General features: G+C 58.4%; 13 protein-coding genes, 2 tRNA genes and 2 rRNA genes. 7 read left to right on the top strand and 10 right to left on the bottom strand.

Annotation, left to right across the window (positions count from 1 at the left end):
* Positions 1 to 7: 7 nt before the first annotated feature.
* The 8 genes from KHO53_RS07945 to hemJ all read right to left on the bottom strand — a co-directional run bounded on the left by KHO53_RS07945 (position 8) and on the right by hemJ (position 5,341).
* Positions 8 to 427: a hypothetical protein gene (locus KHO53_RS07945; RefSeq protein WP_010221470.1), complete on the bottom strand. Its 420-nt coding sequence runs from the start codon at positions 425 to 427 to the stop codon at positions 8 to 10.
* Entirely contained in the window at positions 427 to 1,467 is a 1,041-nt protein-coding gene (locus KHO53_RS07940) for a DUF2157 domain-containing protein (RefSeq protein ID WP_010221471.1), read from the bottom strand. Before KHO53_RS07940 ends, KHO53_RS07945 begins: the two co-directional genes overlap by 1 nt.
* Positions 1,468 to 1,475: 8 nt before the next feature.
* On the bottom strand, positions 1,476 to 2,123 hold the full coding sequence (gene coq7, locus KHO53_RS07935; RefSeq protein ID WP_010221472.1) for a 2-polyprenyl-3-methyl-6-methoxy-1,4-benzoquinone monooxygenase: 648 nt from the start codon (positions 2,121 to 2,123) through the stop codon (positions 1,476 to 1,478).
* A 65-nt stretch (positions 2,124 to 2,188) separates the two neighbouring features.
* Positions 2,189 to 2,527, bottom strand: coding sequence for a histidine triad nucleotide-binding protein (locus KHO53_RS07930; RefSeq protein WP_010221473.1), 339 nt, complete (start codon positions 2,525 to 2,527; stop codon positions 2,189 to 2,191).
* Positions 2,528 to 2,598: 71 nt separating this feature from the next.
* Positions 2,599 to 3,372 carry an SDR family NAD(P)-dependent oxidoreductase gene (locus KHO53_RS07925; RefSeq protein WP_010221474.1) on the bottom strand — a complete coding sequence of 258 codons (774 nt, stop codon included), beginning with the start codon at positions 3,370 to 3,372 and terminating at the stop codon, positions 2,599 to 2,601.
* A 75-nt stretch (positions 3,373 to 3,447) separates the two neighbouring features.
* Positions 3,448 to 3,894 carry a DUF805 domain-containing protein gene (locus KHO53_RS07920; protein ID WP_010221475.1) on the bottom strand — a complete coding sequence of 149 codons (447 nt, stop codon included), beginning with the start codon at positions 3,892 to 3,894 and terminating at the stop codon, positions 3,448 to 3,450.
* A gap of 31 nt (positions 3,895 to 3,925) precedes the next feature.
* Complete coding sequence (locus tag KHO53_RS07915; protein ID WP_010221476.1) at positions 3,926 to 4,882, bottom strand: NAD(P)H-dependent flavin oxidoreductase; 957 nt, start codon at positions 4,880 to 4,882, stop codon at positions 3,926 to 3,928.
* Between the two features lie 33 nt (positions 4,883 to 4,915).
* Positions 4,916 to 5,341, bottom strand: a complete 426-nt coding sequence (gene hemJ, locus KHO53_RS07910; RefSeq protein WP_010221477.1) for a protoporphyrinogen oxidase HemJ — start codon at positions 5,339 to 5,341, stop codon at positions 4,916 to 4,918.
* 142 nt (positions 5,342 to 5,483) lie between these two features.
* Between hemJ and argC the strand changes: the two genes are divergently transcribed.
* Positions 5,484 to 6,518 (top strand): N-acetyl-gamma-glutamyl-phosphate reductase, encoded by a 1,035-nt coding sequence (gene argC / locus KHO53_RS07905; protein ID WP_010221478.1) that lies wholly within the window; start codon positions 5,484 to 5,486, stop codon positions 6,516 to 6,518.
* Positions 6,519 to 6,683: 165 nt separating this feature from the next.
* The gene (gene erpA, locus KHO53_RS07900; protein WP_010221479.1) at positions 6,684 to 7,034 is read left to right on the top strand and encodes an iron-sulfur cluster insertion protein ErpA; all 351 of its coding nucleotides are present in this window, start codon (positions 6,684 to 6,686) and stop codon (positions 7,032 to 7,034) included.
* Positions 7,035 to 7,091: 57 nt separating this feature from the next.
* On the opposite strand, the gene KHO53_RS07895 is transcribed toward erpA, so the two are convergent.
* Positions 7,092 to 8,183 (bottom strand): anhydro-N-acetylmuramic acid kinase, encoded by a 1,092-nt coding sequence (locus tag KHO53_RS07895; protein ID WP_036995073.1) that lies wholly within the window; start codon positions 8,181 to 8,183, stop codon positions 7,092 to 7,094.
* Between the two features lie 3 nt (positions 8,184 to 8,186).
* Positions 8,187 to 9,611: a peptidoglycan DD-metalloendopeptidase family protein gene (locus tag KHO53_RS07890; RefSeq protein WP_010221481.1), complete on the bottom strand. Its 1,425-nt coding sequence runs from the start codon at positions 9,609 to 9,611 to the stop codon at positions 8,187 to 8,189.
* Between the two features lie 210 nt (positions 9,612 to 9,821).
* Here KHO53_RS07890 and tyrS point away from each other — a divergent pair, with 210 nt between their 5' ends.
* From tyrS to KHO53_RS07865, 5 genes are all read left to right on the top strand, one after another.
* Positions 9,822 to 11,021, top strand: a complete 1,200-nt coding sequence (tyrS, locus tag KHO53_RS07885; RefSeq protein ID WP_213570162.1) for a tyrosine--tRNA ligase — start codon at positions 9,822 to 9,824, stop codon at positions 11,019 to 11,021.
* Positions 11,022 to 11,567: 546 nt separating this feature from the next.
* A 16S ribosomal RNA gene (locus tag KHO53_RS07880) occupies positions 11,568 to 13,104 on the top strand.
* Positions 13,105 to 13,189: 85 nt separating this feature from the next.
* A tRNA-Ile gene (locus tag KHO53_RS07875) sits at positions 13,190 to 13,266 on the top strand.
* A 10-nt stretch (positions 13,267 to 13,276) separates the two neighbouring features.
* Positions 13,277 to 13,352 (top strand) — tRNA-Ala (locus KHO53_RS07870).
* Between the two features lie 214 nt (positions 13,353 to 13,566).
* Positions 13,567 to 16,456: ribosomal RNA gene (locus tag KHO53_RS07865) — 23S ribosomal RNA — on the top strand.
* The 16S and 23S rRNA genes sit together here with 2 tRNA genes alongside, the layout of an rRNA operon.
* Positions 16,457 to 16,505: the final 49 nt, after the last annotated feature.

The following is a 16,505-nucleotide window of genomic DNA, read 5'->3' as shown; positions in this document are numbered from 1 at the left end:
GATCAGGTTAACCGCGCAGGCGCTCCAACCCAAACAACCAGGCCAACCCTGGAACCAGCGCCACCACCAACCAATGCAGGTTAAAGCCAAGCAAGCCAAAGATTTCTGCTGTGCTCCAGGTATTGCCAAAGGCATTGGCAAACAGCAGGCATTGCAGCAAGGCAGTCAGCGCGGCGAACAGCACAAAGCCTCTACCGAGCAGTCGCCGCCTGAGGATAAAACAGCCGACCAACACGAACAGCAGTTGCCCTGGCAGTGAGAACAACAGCAGATCGACAGCACTGTTGCCATCAGGTTGGGAGATTTCTGGCAGCGTCAGGCTGAAGGGCTCCTCCCTCATGCTGGCGGTCATCAGGCACACGAACAGGTAGGCCACCAGCGCCAGACCCAGGCTTTGCAACAAGCGAACACAAAACAGCCTGAGCATCAGCGACGCAACCCTGGCAATAGATTGAGCAAACCCTCCGGCAGTTGTGCCCGTAGCCAACTGCTCAGATTCTCGCGGTGTTTCTGGTACTGCAGGCCCAGGCCAATCACGCCCAGGCCGATAAAGGTCAGCACCACCGGGAACAGCAGCGATTCGGCAAACACCTGGTAAGACAGATAGCCCAGGTACATTGCCACGCCGATGCCGCCAAAGACCATGAACAGCGGCCGGCGCAGCAGTACCGCAATGCCCATCAGGCCGAGATTGATCAGGCCGTACAGGGCTTTGTCCCATTCACTGTCGGTGTCCAGCAGCGGCAAGCCGAGCCAGAATGCCAGCAATCCGGCCAGATAACCCCAGAACGCATAGTCTTGTCGGGTGCGGCCGTCGATCACCAGGAACACCAGCAGCATCGCCAGGCCAAACCACAGCGACACCGTGCGCCGTTGAGTCCAGTCGAAGGCTTCGCCGTAGAACCATTCGCTCACGTCCATGGACATGAACCACAAGGCCACGGCGATCGGCATGACGATGAACGGGAAAGGGATCAGCCGCAGCATCAGCAAGCCGGCCAGTACTGTCGCCGCTTCCATCAGCAGCCAGCCGCCCTGCACGTAGGTGTAGTAGTGATGGTAGTTGCCCTGGGCATCGTCCAGCGGCCAGAAACCGCTGAGCCGTTCCACGGCAAACACCGCCAGCGGCACGATACTCACCGCCACCGCGGCAAGTACCCCGGCGGGGATCAGTTGGCCGCGGCGTTGCAGGAGTAAACCACCCAGGGTCAGCGCGCCGATGTACACCAGGGCAAGCAGCAGCAGGGCACTGTCACCGATGCGCATCCAGGCTTCACTGAGCAACCAGCCCATGGCGGCCATGATCAGCAGGGCGCCGAAGTAAAACGCCACATGGGCCAGCTGAAAGCTGGCCTGGGCTTGTGGCTGGCGCTTGAGAAATTCAAGCAGGGCCTGGTCCTGGCCCGGGTTCAGAACGCCGGCGCTAACTGCGCGGGCCAGGTCCTTGGCATCGAAGCGCTCTGTCATCGACTGTCCTAGATACGATAAGTGCTTTTGGTCATGACCTTGGCCATAAGGCTCATGCCGAACTTCACTGGCGCCGGGAAGCGAAAGCCGCCTGCATCCAGGGCGGACTCGGCATGTTGCTCTTCGTCGATACGCATCTGTTCAAGAATCGCACGGGACTTTTCATCTTCGGCCGGGATCTGCTCCAGGTGCTCGTCCAGGTGCTTGCACACCTGATGCTCGGTGGCGGCGACAAAGCCCAGGCTAACCTTGTCGCTGACCAGGCCGGCAAAGGCGCCAATACCGAAGGACATGCCGTAGAACAGCGGGTTGAGCACGCTGGGGTGGCTGCCAAGCTGGCGAATACGCTGCTCGCACCAGGCCAGGTGGTCGATCTCTTCTTCGGCGGCGTGCTCCATGGCCTTGCGTACCTGAGGCAACTTGGCGGTCAGGGCCTGGCCCTGATAGAGCGCCTGGGCGCAGACTTCACCGGTATGGTTGATACGCATGAGCCCGGCCACATGGCGGGTTTGCGTTTCGTCCAGGGTAACGTCCGGCTGGATGATCGCCGGTGACGGTCGGGCAGGTTGGCCGCTGAAGGGCAGCAAGGTGCGCATGGCGGTGTCGGCCTGCAGCAACAAGCGGTCGAGCGGGGAATAGTGACGTTCGGTAGCCATCGGGCACCTCCGCAAGAATGTGCCCGACAGTTTACCCCAATCGCGATGCCGGGGCTTGCCCTGGATCAGCCCGGTGGCCAGTGCATCTGACGCTGGCCAAGCACGTGCATGTGAATGTGGTAGACGGTCTGCCCACCTTGCTCATTGCAGTTCATGACCACGCGAAAGCCTTCTTCGCAGCCCAGTTCCTTGGCCAGCCGCTGAGCGGTGAAGAGGAGGTGCCCGGCCAGGCCTTTGTCTGCTTCGGTCAGGTCGTTGAGGGTGCGGATCGGTTTTTTCGGGATAACCAGAAAATGGACCGGTGCCTGCGGGGCGATATCGTGGAAGGCCAGAACCTGGTCGTCCTCGTAGATGATCCTGGCCGGGATCTCCCGGTTGATGATCTTGGTAAACAGAGTATCCACTACGGCTGCTCCATGAGAGTAATCGGACTTGAGTGTACGCAGGCCAGGCGCGTGCGCCCAGCCCTGTGCTACTAGCGGGGGCAATAGGCCTGGTTGATGGCGCCGGCCAGCTTGCGCGTTACCCAGCGCGACAACAGGCGCGGGCTGAAGGCCAGCCAGCGGTTGCGGCGGCCAGGGATGATCAGGGCGCGGTTCTTGTCCAGGGCGCGAACGGTATACAGCGCCACTTCCTCGGGGCTCAGGCTGCGCTGGCCTTTCTCCAACCGTGGGATGCGCCGCAACGGCGAGCGCACGGGACCTGGGCAGAGCACCGAAACCTTGATGCCGGTGCGCTTGAGTTCTTCACGCAGGCCTTCGGAAAAGTGCAGCACATAGGCTTTGCTCGCCGCATAGCTGCTCATCCAGGGGCCCGGGGCAAAGGCGGCGAGGGACGCAACGTTGAGGATCTGCCCGCCGCCCTGAACTGCCATGGCATTACCCAGGGCGTGGCAAAGGCGGGTCAAGGCCAGGATATTCACCTCGATCAGGTCCTGTTCATCACTCCACTCCTGGGCCAGGAAGTGGCCGTAGGAACGGATGCCGGCGCAGTTGACCAGCAGGTCGATATGCCGCTCGCTTTCTTCCAGCTCCAGCAGAAACCCCGACAGGCGCAACGGCTCGCCCAGGTCGCAGGCACGAAACAGCACTTCGACGCCAAAGCGCTGGGTCAGCTCGATCGCGATGCTTTCCAGCGGGTCACGCTGGCGGGCCACCAGGATCAGATTGCGTCCCCGACGTGCCAGCGCCTCGGCCAGTGCCAGGCCTAAGCCGCTGGAGGCACCGGTGATCATGGCGTAACGGGTCATGCAGTTCTCCAGTCGGGAAGAGTGGCCAAAGTGCGCAGTTTACAGGTAGCGGGCGTGAGGTGCTGCCGGTGTGATTCAGATACCGGGCCGGAACACGGTCAACACCACTGCGCCAACGATCACCACCAGCCACATCGAGGCCAGAATAACGACGGCCATGCTGTTGGGCGGCGGGGCAGGTCCGAAGCGATTGTTGCCTCGATTGCCAGGCATCACCAGCAGGAGCAGCAGCAGGAAATTGCCGACCCAGGGCAACAACACTGCCCAGCAGAACCAGCCACTCCAGTTCAGGTCGTGGAGGCGCTTGACGAAGAAGATCATGCTCATGATTCGAGCGATAAGGGCAGCAATCAGGAACAGTGCGGCAGCGTCTTTCCACACTGCACTGGTCACCCAACCCAGCAGCAGCGCGCAGGCTACAGTGGCCGCAATCAAACCCAGGCTCCAGGCCAGAAGGCGGAGCCGACCGATTCGGCCTTGCGGGCTCATCAGTTCGTTTGCGAAGGTGAGGGTGTTGTTCATGCGGGCTTCCTTTGCCTTGATAACGCGTGAATCAGCCCGGCCAGTGGCGGCTCAGGGCTGTGGCCGAGGCATGCGCCTGGCGGTACTCGGCATCCAGGCGGGTAATCAGTTGCTCGACCGAGCACAACTGGTCGATAGCACCGACACCTTGTCCGGCAGACCAGACGGTCTTCCAGGCCTTGGCCTCGTCGTCGATGGGTTTGAGCTTGGTTTCGGTATGGGTGCGCAGGGCGGTCATGTCGAAACCGGCGTTTTCCAGGCTCTGGCGCATAAAGCTTGCAGGTACCCCGGAAACCGCAGCGGTGTGGATGATATCGGCTGCCTTGGCTTCAAGCATCATTTCTTTGTAGGGTCCCGGCGCCAGGCTTTCATGGGTGGCGATAAAGCGCGTGCCCAGGTAAGCCAGGTCTGCCCCCAGCAACTGTGCGGCGAGCACTTCATGGCCGCGGTTGATGCAGCCAGCCAGCAACAGGGTCTTGCTGAAGAACTGACGGATTTCGGCGATCAGCGCGAACGGGCTCCAGGTCCCGGCGTGCCCGCCAGCGCCGGCGGCTACGGCAATCAAGCCATCGACGCCGGCTTCGGCGGCTTTCTCGGCATGCCGGCGCGTGGTCACGTCATGAAACACCAGGCCGCCGTAGCTGTGCACGGCATCAACTACCTCCTTGACGGCCCCCAGGCTGGTGATGACGATGGGCACCCGGTGCTTGACGCACAGCGCCAGGTCCGCCTGCAGGCGCGGGTTGCTCTGATGCACGATCAGATTGACTGCGTACGGCGCAGGCTTGTCGAGGGCCGTCAGGCCGGCTTCGATCTCCTCCAGCCAGGCCTCGAAACCGGCACTGTCGCGCTGGTTCAGCGCCGGGAAACTACCGACCACGCCGTTGGCACAACAGGCCAGCACCAGCTGCGGGTTGGAGATCAGAAACATCGGTGCCGCTACGACCGGCAGGCGCAAGCGTTGTTCGAGCAGGGCAGGCAATGACATGGCAGGTTTCCCGAGGCTGATTATGGGCTTAGGTTAGAACGGTTTGACCACCACCAGAATTACCACGGCCAGCAAGACCAGCACCGGCACTTCATTGAACCAGCGGTAGAACACGTGGCTGCGTTTGTTTTCGCCACGGGCGAAGCGTTTGAGCTGCGCGCCGCACATATGGTGGTAACCGACCAGCAACACCACCAGGGTCAGTTTGGCGTGCATCCAGCCCTGGCTGAGAAAGCCGGGCGTCAGGCTCAGCAGCCAGATGCCGAAGACCAGGCTGGCGATCATTGCCGGCAGCATGATCCCGCGGTACAGCTTGCGCTCCATGATCACGAAGCGCTCCTGGCTGGTGCTGTCCTGGCTTTGCGCGTGGTAGACGAACAAGCGCGGCAGGTAGAACAGGCCGGCGAACCAGCAGACCACGCTGACGATATGCAGCGCTTTGATCCAGAGAAAAAGCATGGGGTTGAGTTCCTTCAGGGTTCACGGTCGTCAGATAGTAGAGGCTAGGGGGCTTGCGGGCCATCGCAACAGTTGTAGGCGTGTTTCAGCACCCCTATTATCGTGGGCTTTCCTGTTGGTTCGTTGATAAGGGGCACGCGTTATGGTCAAGGTCGGTATCGTTGGCGGCACGGGTTACACCGGGGTCGAGCTGCTGCGTCTGTTGGCACAGCATCCACAGGCCGAGGTGGCGGTGATCACTTCGCGCTCCGAGGCTGGCCTGGCGGTTGCCGATATGTATCCGAACCTGCGCGGCCACTACGATGGCCTGGCTTTCAGCGTGCCAGACGTGAAGACCCTGGCCGCCTGCGACGTGGTGTTCTTCGCCACCCCGCACGGGGTTGCCCATGCCCTGGCGGGCGAGCTGCTGGCCGCTGGCACCAAGGTCATCGACCTGTCCGCGGACTTCCGCCTGCAGGACGCCGATGAATGGGCCAAGTGGTACGGCCAACCTCACGGCGCGCCGGATCTGCTCAAGGATGCGGTGTACGGCCTGCCTGAAGTCAATCGCGAGCAGATCCGCCAGGCGCGCCTGATCGCCGTGCCGGGTTGCTATCCTACCGCCACCCAGCTGGGCTTCCTGCCGCTGCTCGAAGCTGGCATTGCCGATGCCTCGCGCCTGATTGCCGACTGCAAGTCCGGTGTCAGCGGCGCCGGTCGTGGCGCGGCGGTCGGTTCGCTGTTCTGTGAGGCGGGCGAGAGCATGAAGGCTTATGCGGTCAAGGGCCATCGTCACCTGCCGGAGATTACCCAGGGCCTGCGCCGGGCGGCTGGTACTGATGTCGGCCTGACCTTTGTGCCGCACCTGACGCCGATGATCCGCGGTATCCATTCGACCCTGTATGCCACCGTCGCCGATACCTCGGTCGATCTGCAGGCGCTGTTCGAGAAGCGCTATGCCGATGAACCGTTCGTCGACGTAATGCCGGCTGGCAGCCACCCGGAAACCCGCAGCGTGCGCGGCGCCAACGTCTGCCGGATTGCCGTGCACCGTCCGCAAGGCGGCGACCTGGTGGTGGTGCTGTCGGTGATCGACAACCTGGTCAAGGGCGCGTCGGGGCAGGCGGTACAGAACCTCAACATCCTCTTTGGCCTGGACGAACGCATGGGGCTTTCCCACGCCGGCCTGCTGCCCTAAGCCTCCAACGGCAGGTTTCAAGCTGCATGTCAGAGCCGGACGCGAGCCGCTTATCGCTTGCAGCCAGCCGCTTGCAGCTTTTGTATTGTTGACCGCTTTTCTCGGAGAAGCGGATAATGCGCGTCATCACGCATTATGGCGGCATAGCGCCGGGAGATAGTCAGCATGAGCGTCGAATCCTTCACCCCCGTGGCATTGCAGTTCACTGAGGGTGCAGCGCACAAGGTGAAGACCCTGGTCGATGAAGAAGGCAATGATCGCCTGAAGTTGCGAGTATTCGTGACCGGCGGCGGTTGCTCGGGTTTTCAGTACGGTTTCACGTTTGATGAAGACGTTGCCGAAGACGACACCATCGTCGAGCGCGAAGGCGTGGCCCTGGTCGTCGATCCAATGAGTTTCCAGTACCTGGCAGGAGCCGAGGTGGATTACCAGGAAGGCCTGGAAGGCTCGCGTTTCGTCATCAAGAACCCGAACGCCACCACGACCTGTGGTTGCGGTTCTTCGTTCTCGATCTGATTGCAAGGGCAGTACCGCAAACGCCGCGCCGATGCGCGGCGTTTTGCTATCTGCGGTTTATGCCGGGTAGATCGCGCCCAGTACTCGCAGGCCACGGGCAGCAGTGACGCTGGGGCGGTTGGCGGGGATATGCTCCAGGCAGCAGTGGGCCAGCCAGGCGAAGGCCATGGCTTCAACCCAGTCAGGGTCGATGCCGCACGCCGCAGTGCTGCTGACCCGGGCGTTGGGCAGCAGGGTTGCCAGGCGCTGCATCAGCACGCTGTTGTGCGCGCCGCCACCGCAGACCAGCACCGCCTGGGTGTCGTCCTGTGCCGCCTGCAGCGAGCTGACGATGCTGCGCGCAGTCAACTCCAGCAGGGTGGCCTGCACGTCTTCATCCCTGTAGCTCGGTTGAGACGTCAGGTGCAGTTGCAGCCAAGGCAGGTTGAACACCTCGCGACCGGTGCTTTTCGGTCCGCTGCCAGCGAAGAACGGATCGCTTAGCAGAGACGCGAGCAAACCGGGGATCACCTGGCCAGTGCCAGCCCAGGCGCCATCGGCGTCATAGCTGTGCCCCTGCTTCTGCTGGATCCAGGCATCGAGCAACACGTTACCCGGCCCGCAATCGAAGCCGCTGACGGGCTTGTCCTGTTCGATCAGGCTCAGATTGCTGAAACCGCCGACGTTGAGCACTGCCAGGCGTTGACCCTGATGGGCGAACAGCGCTTCGTGGAAGGCCGGTACCAGCGGTGCGCCCTGGCCGCCGGCGGCAACATCACGGCGGCGGAAGTCGCTGACTACGCTGATGCCGGTGAGCTCGGCCAGCAGGGCCGGGTTGCCGATCTGCACGGTGAAGCCGCGCGCCGGTTCGTGACGGATGGTCTGGCCATGGCTGCCGATGGCGCGAATGGCCTCGGGCTTGAGGTTACGGGTGGCCAGCAGGTGCTGGATGCCTTCGGCTGCGAGGCGTACCCACTGGTTCTCTGCCAGGGCCGCGCGGGCGATCTCGTCAGGCCCGCTAGCGCACAGCTCCAGCAGGTCCTGGCGCAGGCTGGCGGGCATGGGGATGTAATGAGTGGCGAGCAGCGTGAGCTGCTGCTCCTGTTCGATCAAGGCGATGTCCAGGCCATCGAGGCTGGTCCCGGACATCACACCAAGATAGAGCGGCATTGCCTAGCGCTTGCTCGAGGCGAGCAGGGTGGCCTTTTCCTGGTCCATGCGCGCTACCAGCGGCTGGCTTTGCTGCAGGAAGCGCTGGCGCTCGGCCTTGGCGATCGGGTCGGCCATTGGCAGCTTCTGCCCGAGCGGATCGACGTGCACGCCGTTGACCTGGAACTCGTAATGCAGGTGTGGGCCAGTGGACAGGCCGGTAGTGCCGATGTAGCCGATGATCTGACCTTGCTTGACGGTGCCGCCGGTCTTCACGCCCTTGGCGAAGCCCTGCATGTGCCCGTAGAGCGTCTGGTAGCGGTTGCCGTGCTGGATGATCACGGTATTGCCATAACCGCCGCGGCGGCCCGCGAGCAGGACCTTGCCATCACCGGCTGCCTTGATCGGCGTGCCGCGCGGTGCTGCATAGTCGACGCCTTTGTGGGCGCGGATCTTGTTCAGGATCGGGTGCTTGCGGCCAGCCGAGAAGCGCGAGCTGATGCGGGCGAAATCAACCGGGGTACGGATGAACGCCTTGCGCATGCTGTTACCGTCAGCGGTGTAGTAGTTGGTGTTGCCTTGCTTGTTGGTGTAGCGCACCGCGGTGAAGCTCTTGCCGCGGTTGGTAAAGCGTGCGGACAGGATATTGCCGGTGCCGACGACCTTGCCGTTCATGACCTTCTGTTCGTAGATCACGTCGAATTCGTCGCCCTGGCGGATATCCTGGGCGAAGTCGATGTCGTAGCCAAAGATACGTGCCATATCCATGGTCAGGTTGTGATTCAGGCCGGCGCGCTGGGCCGAGGCCGACAGCGAGCTCTTGATCACCCCGTGAACATAGGCGGAACGCATCACCGGCTTGCTGATCTCACGGTTGAACGCGTAACCGTTTGCGCTCTTGGTCAGGCGAATGGTTTCCAGGTCGCTGAGCTTGCTGTGCAGGCTGGCCAGCTGGCCGTCCTTGTCCAGTTCGATCTGCAGCACCTGGCCATGCTTGAGTTGGCTGAACTGCTTGGCCTGCTTGTTGCTGGCCAGAACTTCGTGCACGGCGGTGGCTGGCAGGCCGACCTTGGTGAACAGGGTCGACAGGGTATCGCCACGGCTCACGGTAACTTCGCGGTGGCTTGGGTCTTTGCTGGCCGGCGCGGCTTCGGCGGCGGCCGGCGCGGGCTCGGCCTTGGCGGTTTCCTCGGTTGGCGTAGCGCTGTTGTCGATCTGCGCAAACGGCGAGGGGGCGGTATCGGTGTTCTGGGTAAGTGGGGCGTCCTGTTCCTGCTTGAGTTGCTCGGCCGGGCTTTCCAGCTCCAGGTTCAGGGTAGTCTTCTTGGCTTCGACCTCGCTGGATGGAAACACCAGCAAGGCCAGGCTGAGTAAGGCGGCGATGCCGCTGGCGGCCAACAGGTGGCTCTTCGGATAAAGCGGGGGCGCTTTAGGCGGTTCGTTGGTCATAGATGAATTGACTTTGAAATAGATGAAGTGGAAAAGATGAATGACATGATGAAGATGAAATAACTGTATAAAATATAACCAAATCCCCTTCAGCGCAAGCGCGCAGACGTCATCAGTCGGCTTCGAGGTCACACTCGGGGCAAAAACTTGTATTTGATGGCTGATCTTGTATGGTTGGGTCCCTTTGAATCTGAGCCTTACGGGTCTGTTATGAAGTCGGTTGAAGAGCAGCTAGCGCTGATCAAGCGTGGAGCGGAAGAGGTACTGGTCGAGTCCGAGTTGGTCGAGAAGCTCAAGCGCGGGCAACCGCTGCGGATCAAGGCGGGATTTGACCCGACTGCGCCTGACCTGCACCTGGGGCATACCGTCCTGATCAACAAGCTGCGTCAGTTCCAGGACCTGGGCCACCAGGTGATCTTCCTGATCGGCGACTTCACCGGCATGATCGGTGATCCGAGCGGCAAGAGCGCTACCCGTCCGCCGTTGACCCGCGAGCAGGTGCTGGATAACGCCGAGACCTATAAACAGCAGGTGTTCAAGATTCTCGACCCGGCCAAGACCGAAGTCGCGTTCAACTCCACCTGGATGGACAAGCTCAGCCCGGCCGACTTCATTCGCCTGGCGTCGCAGTACACCGTGGCGCGCATGCTCGAGCGCGACGACTTCGACAAGCGCTACACCACCAACCAGCCGATCGCGATCCATGAGTTCCTCTATCCGCTGGTGCAGGGCTATGACTCGGTAGCGCTCAAGTGCGACGTCGAGCTCGGCGGTACCGACCAGAAGTTCAACCTGCTGATGGGGCGCGAGCTGCAACGCGCCTACGGCCAGGAAGCGCAGAACATCGTGACCATGCCGCTGCTCGAAGGGCTCGACGGTGTGAAGAAGATGTCCAAGTCGCTGGGCAATTATGTCGGCATCCAGGAAGCCCCTGGGGTGATGTACAGCAAGCTCGTGTCGATTCCCGACACCTTGATGTGGCGTTACTTCGAGCTGCTGAGCTTCCGCTCCATGGAAGAGGTCGAGCAGTTCCGTGCCGATGTCGCCAATGGCGCGAACCCGCGTGACATCAAGATCAAGCTGGCGGAAGAGATCGTTGCACGCTTCCATGGTGAGGAGGCTGCCGCCAATGCTCACCGCGCGGCAGGTAACCGTATGAAAGAGGGCGAGTTGCCGGAGGACCTGCCTGATGTCGAGGTTGCTGCGGCTGAAGGCTTGCCGATCGCTGCCGTGTTGAACCGGGCGGGTCTGGTGAAGAACTCGGCGATGGCGCGGGACCTGCTCAATGGCGGCGCCGTGAAAGTCGACGGTGCGGTGGTTGATCGCGACTTCATGTTTGCACTTGGCGCGACCCATGTGTGCCAGGCGGGCAAGAAGGCATTTGCGCGCATTACTTTGAAGGCAGAGTAAGAGCTCCTTCTATATATAGGCAAAAGGCGTTTTGCGGTTGATTTGAGAAAGTTTGAAATCAACCCTTGACGCCCCTGTGGATCTGTCTATAATTCGCCCCACTTCCGGCGCAGTCGGAACTGAAAACTCCTTGAGTTTCAACGAGTTAGCAGTTTAAGGGCATTCCGGAGGGGCTTCGATCGAAAGATCGACAGCGGTGAAAAAGGCAGTTGACAGCGGTTTGAAACGCTGTAGAATTCGCCTCCCGCTGACGAGAGATCGCAGCGAGTCAAGCAGTTGAATTTGAACGAAAAACTTCAAAATAAACGCTTGACAGGCTCTGAGGGAAGCGTAGAATGCGCGCCTCGGTTGAGGCGAAAAGCTCTTAACCAACCGCTCTTTAACAACTGAATCAAGCAATTCGTGTGGGTGCTTGTGAGTTCAGACTGATAGTCAAAAAGATTATCAGCATCACAAGTGGCTACACGAAAAATCGAAAGATTTGAAAGTAAGTCATTTGAGATTGCTGAGCCAAGTTTAGGGTTTTCTCAAAACCCAAGCAGTATTGAACTGAAGAGTTTGATCATGGCTCAGATTGAACGCTGGCGGCAGGCCTAACACATGCAAGTCGAGCGGATGAGAAGAGCTTGCTCTTCGATTCAGCGGCGGACGGGTGAGTAATACCTAGGAATCTGCCTGGTAGTGGGGGACAACGTTTCGAAAGGAACGCTAATACCGCATACGTCCTACGGGAGAAAGCAGGGGACCTTCGGGCCTTGCGCTATCAGATGAGCCTAGGTCGGATTAGCTAGTTGGTGAGGTAATGGCTCACCAAGGCGACGATCCGTAACTGGTCTGAGAGGATGATCAGTCACACTGGAACTGAGACACGGTCCAGACTCCTACGGGAGGCAGCAGTGGGGAATATTGGACAATGGGCGAAAGCCTGATCCAGCCATGCCGCGTGTGTGAAGAAGGTCTTCGGATTGTAAAGCACTTTAAGTTGGGAGGAAGGGTACTTACCTAATACGTGAGTATTTTGACGTTACCGACAGAATAAGCACCGGCTAACTCTGTGCCAGCAGCCGCGGTAATACAGAGGGTGCAAGCGTTAATCGGAATTACTGGGCGTAAAGCGCGCGTAGGTGGTTCGTTAAGTTGGATGTGAAATCCCCGGGCTCAACCTGGGAACTGCATCCAAAACTGGCGAGCTAGAGTAGGGCAGAGGGTGGTGGAATTTCCTGTGTAGCGGTGAAATGCGTAGATATAGGAAGGAACACCAGTGGCGAAGGCGACCACCTGGGCTCATACTGACACTGAGGTGCGAAAGCGTGGGGAGCAAACAGGATTAGATACCCTGGTAGTCCACGCCGTAAACGATGTCAACTAGCCGTTGGAATCCTTGAGATTTTAGTGGCGCAGCTAACGCATTAAGTTGACCGCCTGGGGAGTACGGCCGCAAGGTTAAAACTCAAATGAATTGACGGGGGCCCGCACAAGCGGTGGAGCATGTGGTTTAATTCGAAGCAACGCGAAGAACCTTACCAGGCCTTGACATGCAGAGAACTTTCCAGAGATGGATTGGTGCCTTCGGGAACTCTGACACAGGTGCTGCATGGCTGTCGTCAGCTCGTGTCGTGAGATGTTGGGTTAAGTCCCGTAACGAGCGCAACCCTTGTCCTTAGTTACCAGCACGTTATGGTGGGCACTCTAAGGAGACTGCCGGTGACAAACCGGAGGAAGGTGGGGATGACGTCAAGTCATCATGGCCCTTACGGCCTGGGCTACACACGTGCTACAATGGTCGGTACAGAGGGTTGCCAAGCCGCGAGGTGGAGCTAATCTCACAAAACCGATCGTAGTCCGGATCGCAGTCTGCAACTCGACTGCGTGAAGTCGGAATCGCTAGTAATCGCGAATCAGAATGTCGCGGTGAATACGTTCCCGGGCCTTGTACACACCGCCCGTCACACCATGGGAGTGGGTTGCACCAGAAGTAGCTAGTCTAACCTTCGGGAGGACGGTTACCACGGTGTGATTCATGACTGGGGTGAAGTCGTAACAAGGTAGCCGTAGGGGAACCTGCGGCTGGATCACCTCCTTAATCGACAGACATCAGCTGTCTTATAAGCTCCCACACGAATTGCTTGATTCATTGAAGAAGACGATATCGGTAACAGCTCTTAACTGGGTCTGTAGCTCAGTTGGTTAGAGCGCACCCCTGATAAGGGTGAGGTCGGCAGTTCGAATCTGCCCAGACCCACCAGTTTCTTGTTGGGGCCATAGCTCAGCTGGGAGAGCGCCTGCCTTGCACGCAGGAGGTCAGCGGTTCGATCCCGCTTGGCTCCACCACCTTACGTCAAAGCTTAGAAATGAATATTCGCATCGAATATTGATTTCTGAACTTTTTCAGAATCGTTCTTTAAAAATTTGGGTATGTGATAGAAAGATAGACTGGACAGCACTTTCACTGGTGTGTGTTCAGGCTAAGGTAAAATTTGTGAGTGATTACAAATTTTCGGCGAATGTTGTCTTCACAGTATAACCAGATTGCTTGGGGTTATATGGTCAAGTGAAGAAGCGCATACGGTGGATGCCTTGGCAGTCAGAGGCGATGAAAGACGTGGTAGCCTGCGATAAGCTTCGGGGAGTCGGCAAACAGACTTTGATCCGGAGATCTCTGAATGGGGGAACCCACTCAGCATAAGCTGAGTATCTTGTACTGAATACATAGGTGCAAGAGGCGAACCAGGGGAACTGAAACATCTAAGTACCCTGAGGAAAAGAAATCAACCGAGATTCCCTTAGTAGTGGCGAGCGAACGGGGACTAGCCCTTAAGTGGCTTTGAGATTAGCGGAACGCTCTGGAAAGTGCGGCCATAGTGGGTGATAGCCCTGTACGCGAAAATCTCTTAGTCATGAAATCGAGTAGGACGGAGCACGAGAAACTTTGTCTGAATATGGGGGGACCATCCTCCAAGGCTAAATACTACTGACTGACCGATAGTGAACCAGTACCGTGAGGGAAAGGCGAAAAGAACCCCGGAGAGGGGAGTGAAATAGAACCTGAAACCGTATGCGTACAAGCAGTGGGAGCCTACTTGTTAGGTGACTGCGTACCTTTTGTATAATGGGTCAGCGACTTATATTCAGTGGCGAGCTTAACCGAATAGGGGAGGCGTAGCGAAAGCGAGTCTTAATAGGGCGTTTAGTCGCTGGGTATAGACCCGAAACCGGGCGATCTATCCATGGGCAGGTTGAAGGTTAGGTAACACTGACTGGAGGACCGAACCGACTACCGTTGAAAAGTTAGCGGATGACCTGTGGATCGGAGTGAAAGGCTAATCAAGCTCGGAGATAGCTGGTTCTCCTCGAAAGCTATTTAGGTAGCGCCTCATGTATCACTGTAGGGGGTAGAGCACTGTTTCGGCTAGGGGGTCATCCCGACTTACCAAACCGATGCAAACTCCGAATACCTACAAGTGCCGAGCATGGGAGACACACGGCGGGTGCTAACGTCCGTCGTGAAAAGGGAAACAACCCAGACCGTCAGCTAAGGTCCCAAAGTTATGGTTAAGTGGGAAACGATGTGGGAAGGCTTAGACAGCTAGGAGGTTGGCTTAGAAGCAGCCACCCTTTAAAGAAAGCGTAATAGCTCACTAGTCGAGTCGGCCTGCGCGGAAGATGTAACGGGGCTCAAACCATACACCGAAGCTACGGGTATCACTTAGGTGATGCGGTAGAGGAGCGTTCTGTAAGCCTGTGAAGGTGAGTTGAGAAGCTTGCTGGAGGTATCAGAAGTGCGAATGCTGACATGAGTAACGACAATGGGAGTGAAAAACTCCCACGCCGAAAGACCAAGGTTTCCTGCGCAACGTTAATCGACGCAGGGTTAGTCGGTCCCTAAGGCGAGGCTGAAAAGCGTAGTCGATGGAAAACAGGTTAATATTCCTGTACTTCTAGTTATTGCGATGGAGGGACGGAGAAGGCTAGGCCAGCTTGGCGTTGGTTGTCCAAGTTTAAGGTGGTAGGCTGAGATCTTAGGTAAATCCGGGATCTTAAGGCCGAGAGCTGATGACGAGTTGCCTTTAGGCGACGAAGTGGTTGATGCCATGCTTCCAAGAAAAGCTTCTAAGCTTCAGATAACTAGGAACCGTACCCCAAACCGACACAGGTGGTTGGGTAGAGAATACCAAGGCGCTTGAGAGAACTCGGGTGAAGGAACTAGGCAAAATGGCACCGTAACTTCGGGAGAAGGTGCGCCGGTGAGGGTGAAGGACTTGCTCCGTAAGCCCATGCCGGTCGAAGATACCAGGCCGCTGCGACTGTTTATTAAAAACACAGCACTCTGCAAACACGAAAGTGGACGTATAGGGTGTGACGCCTGCCCGGTGCCGGAAGGTTAATTGATGGGGTTAGCTAACGCGAAGCTCTTGATCGAAGCCCCGGTAAACGGCGGCCGTAACTATAACGGTCCTAAGGTAGCGAAATTCCTTGTCGGGTAAGTTCCGACCTGCACGAATGGCGTAACGATGGCGGCGCTGTCTCCACCCGAGACTCAGTGAAATTGAAATCGCTGTGAAGATGCAGTGTATCCGCGGCTAGACGGAAAGACCCCGTGAACCTTTACTATAGCTTTGCACTGGACTTTGAATTTGCTTGTGTAGGATAGGTGGGAGGCTTTGAAGCGTGGACGCCAGTTCGCGTGGAGCCATCCTTGAAATACCACCCTGGCAACTTTGAGGTTCTAACTCAGGTCCGTTATCCGGATCGAGGACAGTGTATGGTGGGTAGTTTGACTGGGGCGGTCTCCTCCTAAAGAGTAACGGAGGAGTACGAAGGTGCGCTCAGACCGGTCGGAAATCGGTCGTAGAGTATAAAGGCAAAAGCGCGCTTGACTGCGAGACAGACACGTCGAGCAGGTACGAAAGTAGGTCTTAGTGATCCGGTGGTTCTGTATGGAAGGGCCATCGCTCAACGGATAAAAGGTACTCCGGGGATAACAGGCTGATACCGCCCAAGAGTTCATATCGACGGCGGTGTTTGGCACCTCGATGTCGGCTCATCACATCCTGGGGCTGAAGCCGGTCCCAAGGGTATGGCTGTTCGCCATTTAAAGTGGTACGCGAGCTGGGTTTAGAACGTCGTGAGACAGTTCGGTCCCTATCTGCCGTGGACGTTTGAGATTTGAGAGGGGCTGCTCCTAGTACGAGAGGACCGGAGTGGACGAACCTCTGGTGTTCCGGTTGTCACGCCAGTGGCATTGCCGGGTAGCTATGTTCGGAAGAGATAACCGCTGAAAGCATCTAAGCGGGAAACTTGCCTCAAGATGAGATCTCACTGGAGCCTTGAGCTCCCTGAAGGGCCGTCGAAGACTACGACGTTGATAGGTTGGGTGTGTAAGCGCTGTGAGGCGTTGAGCTAACCAATACTAATTGCCCGTGAGGCTTGACCATATAACACCCAAGCAATTTGCGTCGAATGACCAGATTGCGGTGTTGTGAA

Origin of the sequence: Pseudomonas sp. RC2C2, from assembly GCF_018390435.1 — a bacterium.
GTDB lineage: Bacteria > Pseudomonadota > Gammaproteobacteria > Pseudomonadales > Pseudomonadaceae > Aquipseudomonas > Aquipseudomonas donghuensis.
This window is presented reverse-complemented; position numbering and strand designations above follow the sequence as displayed.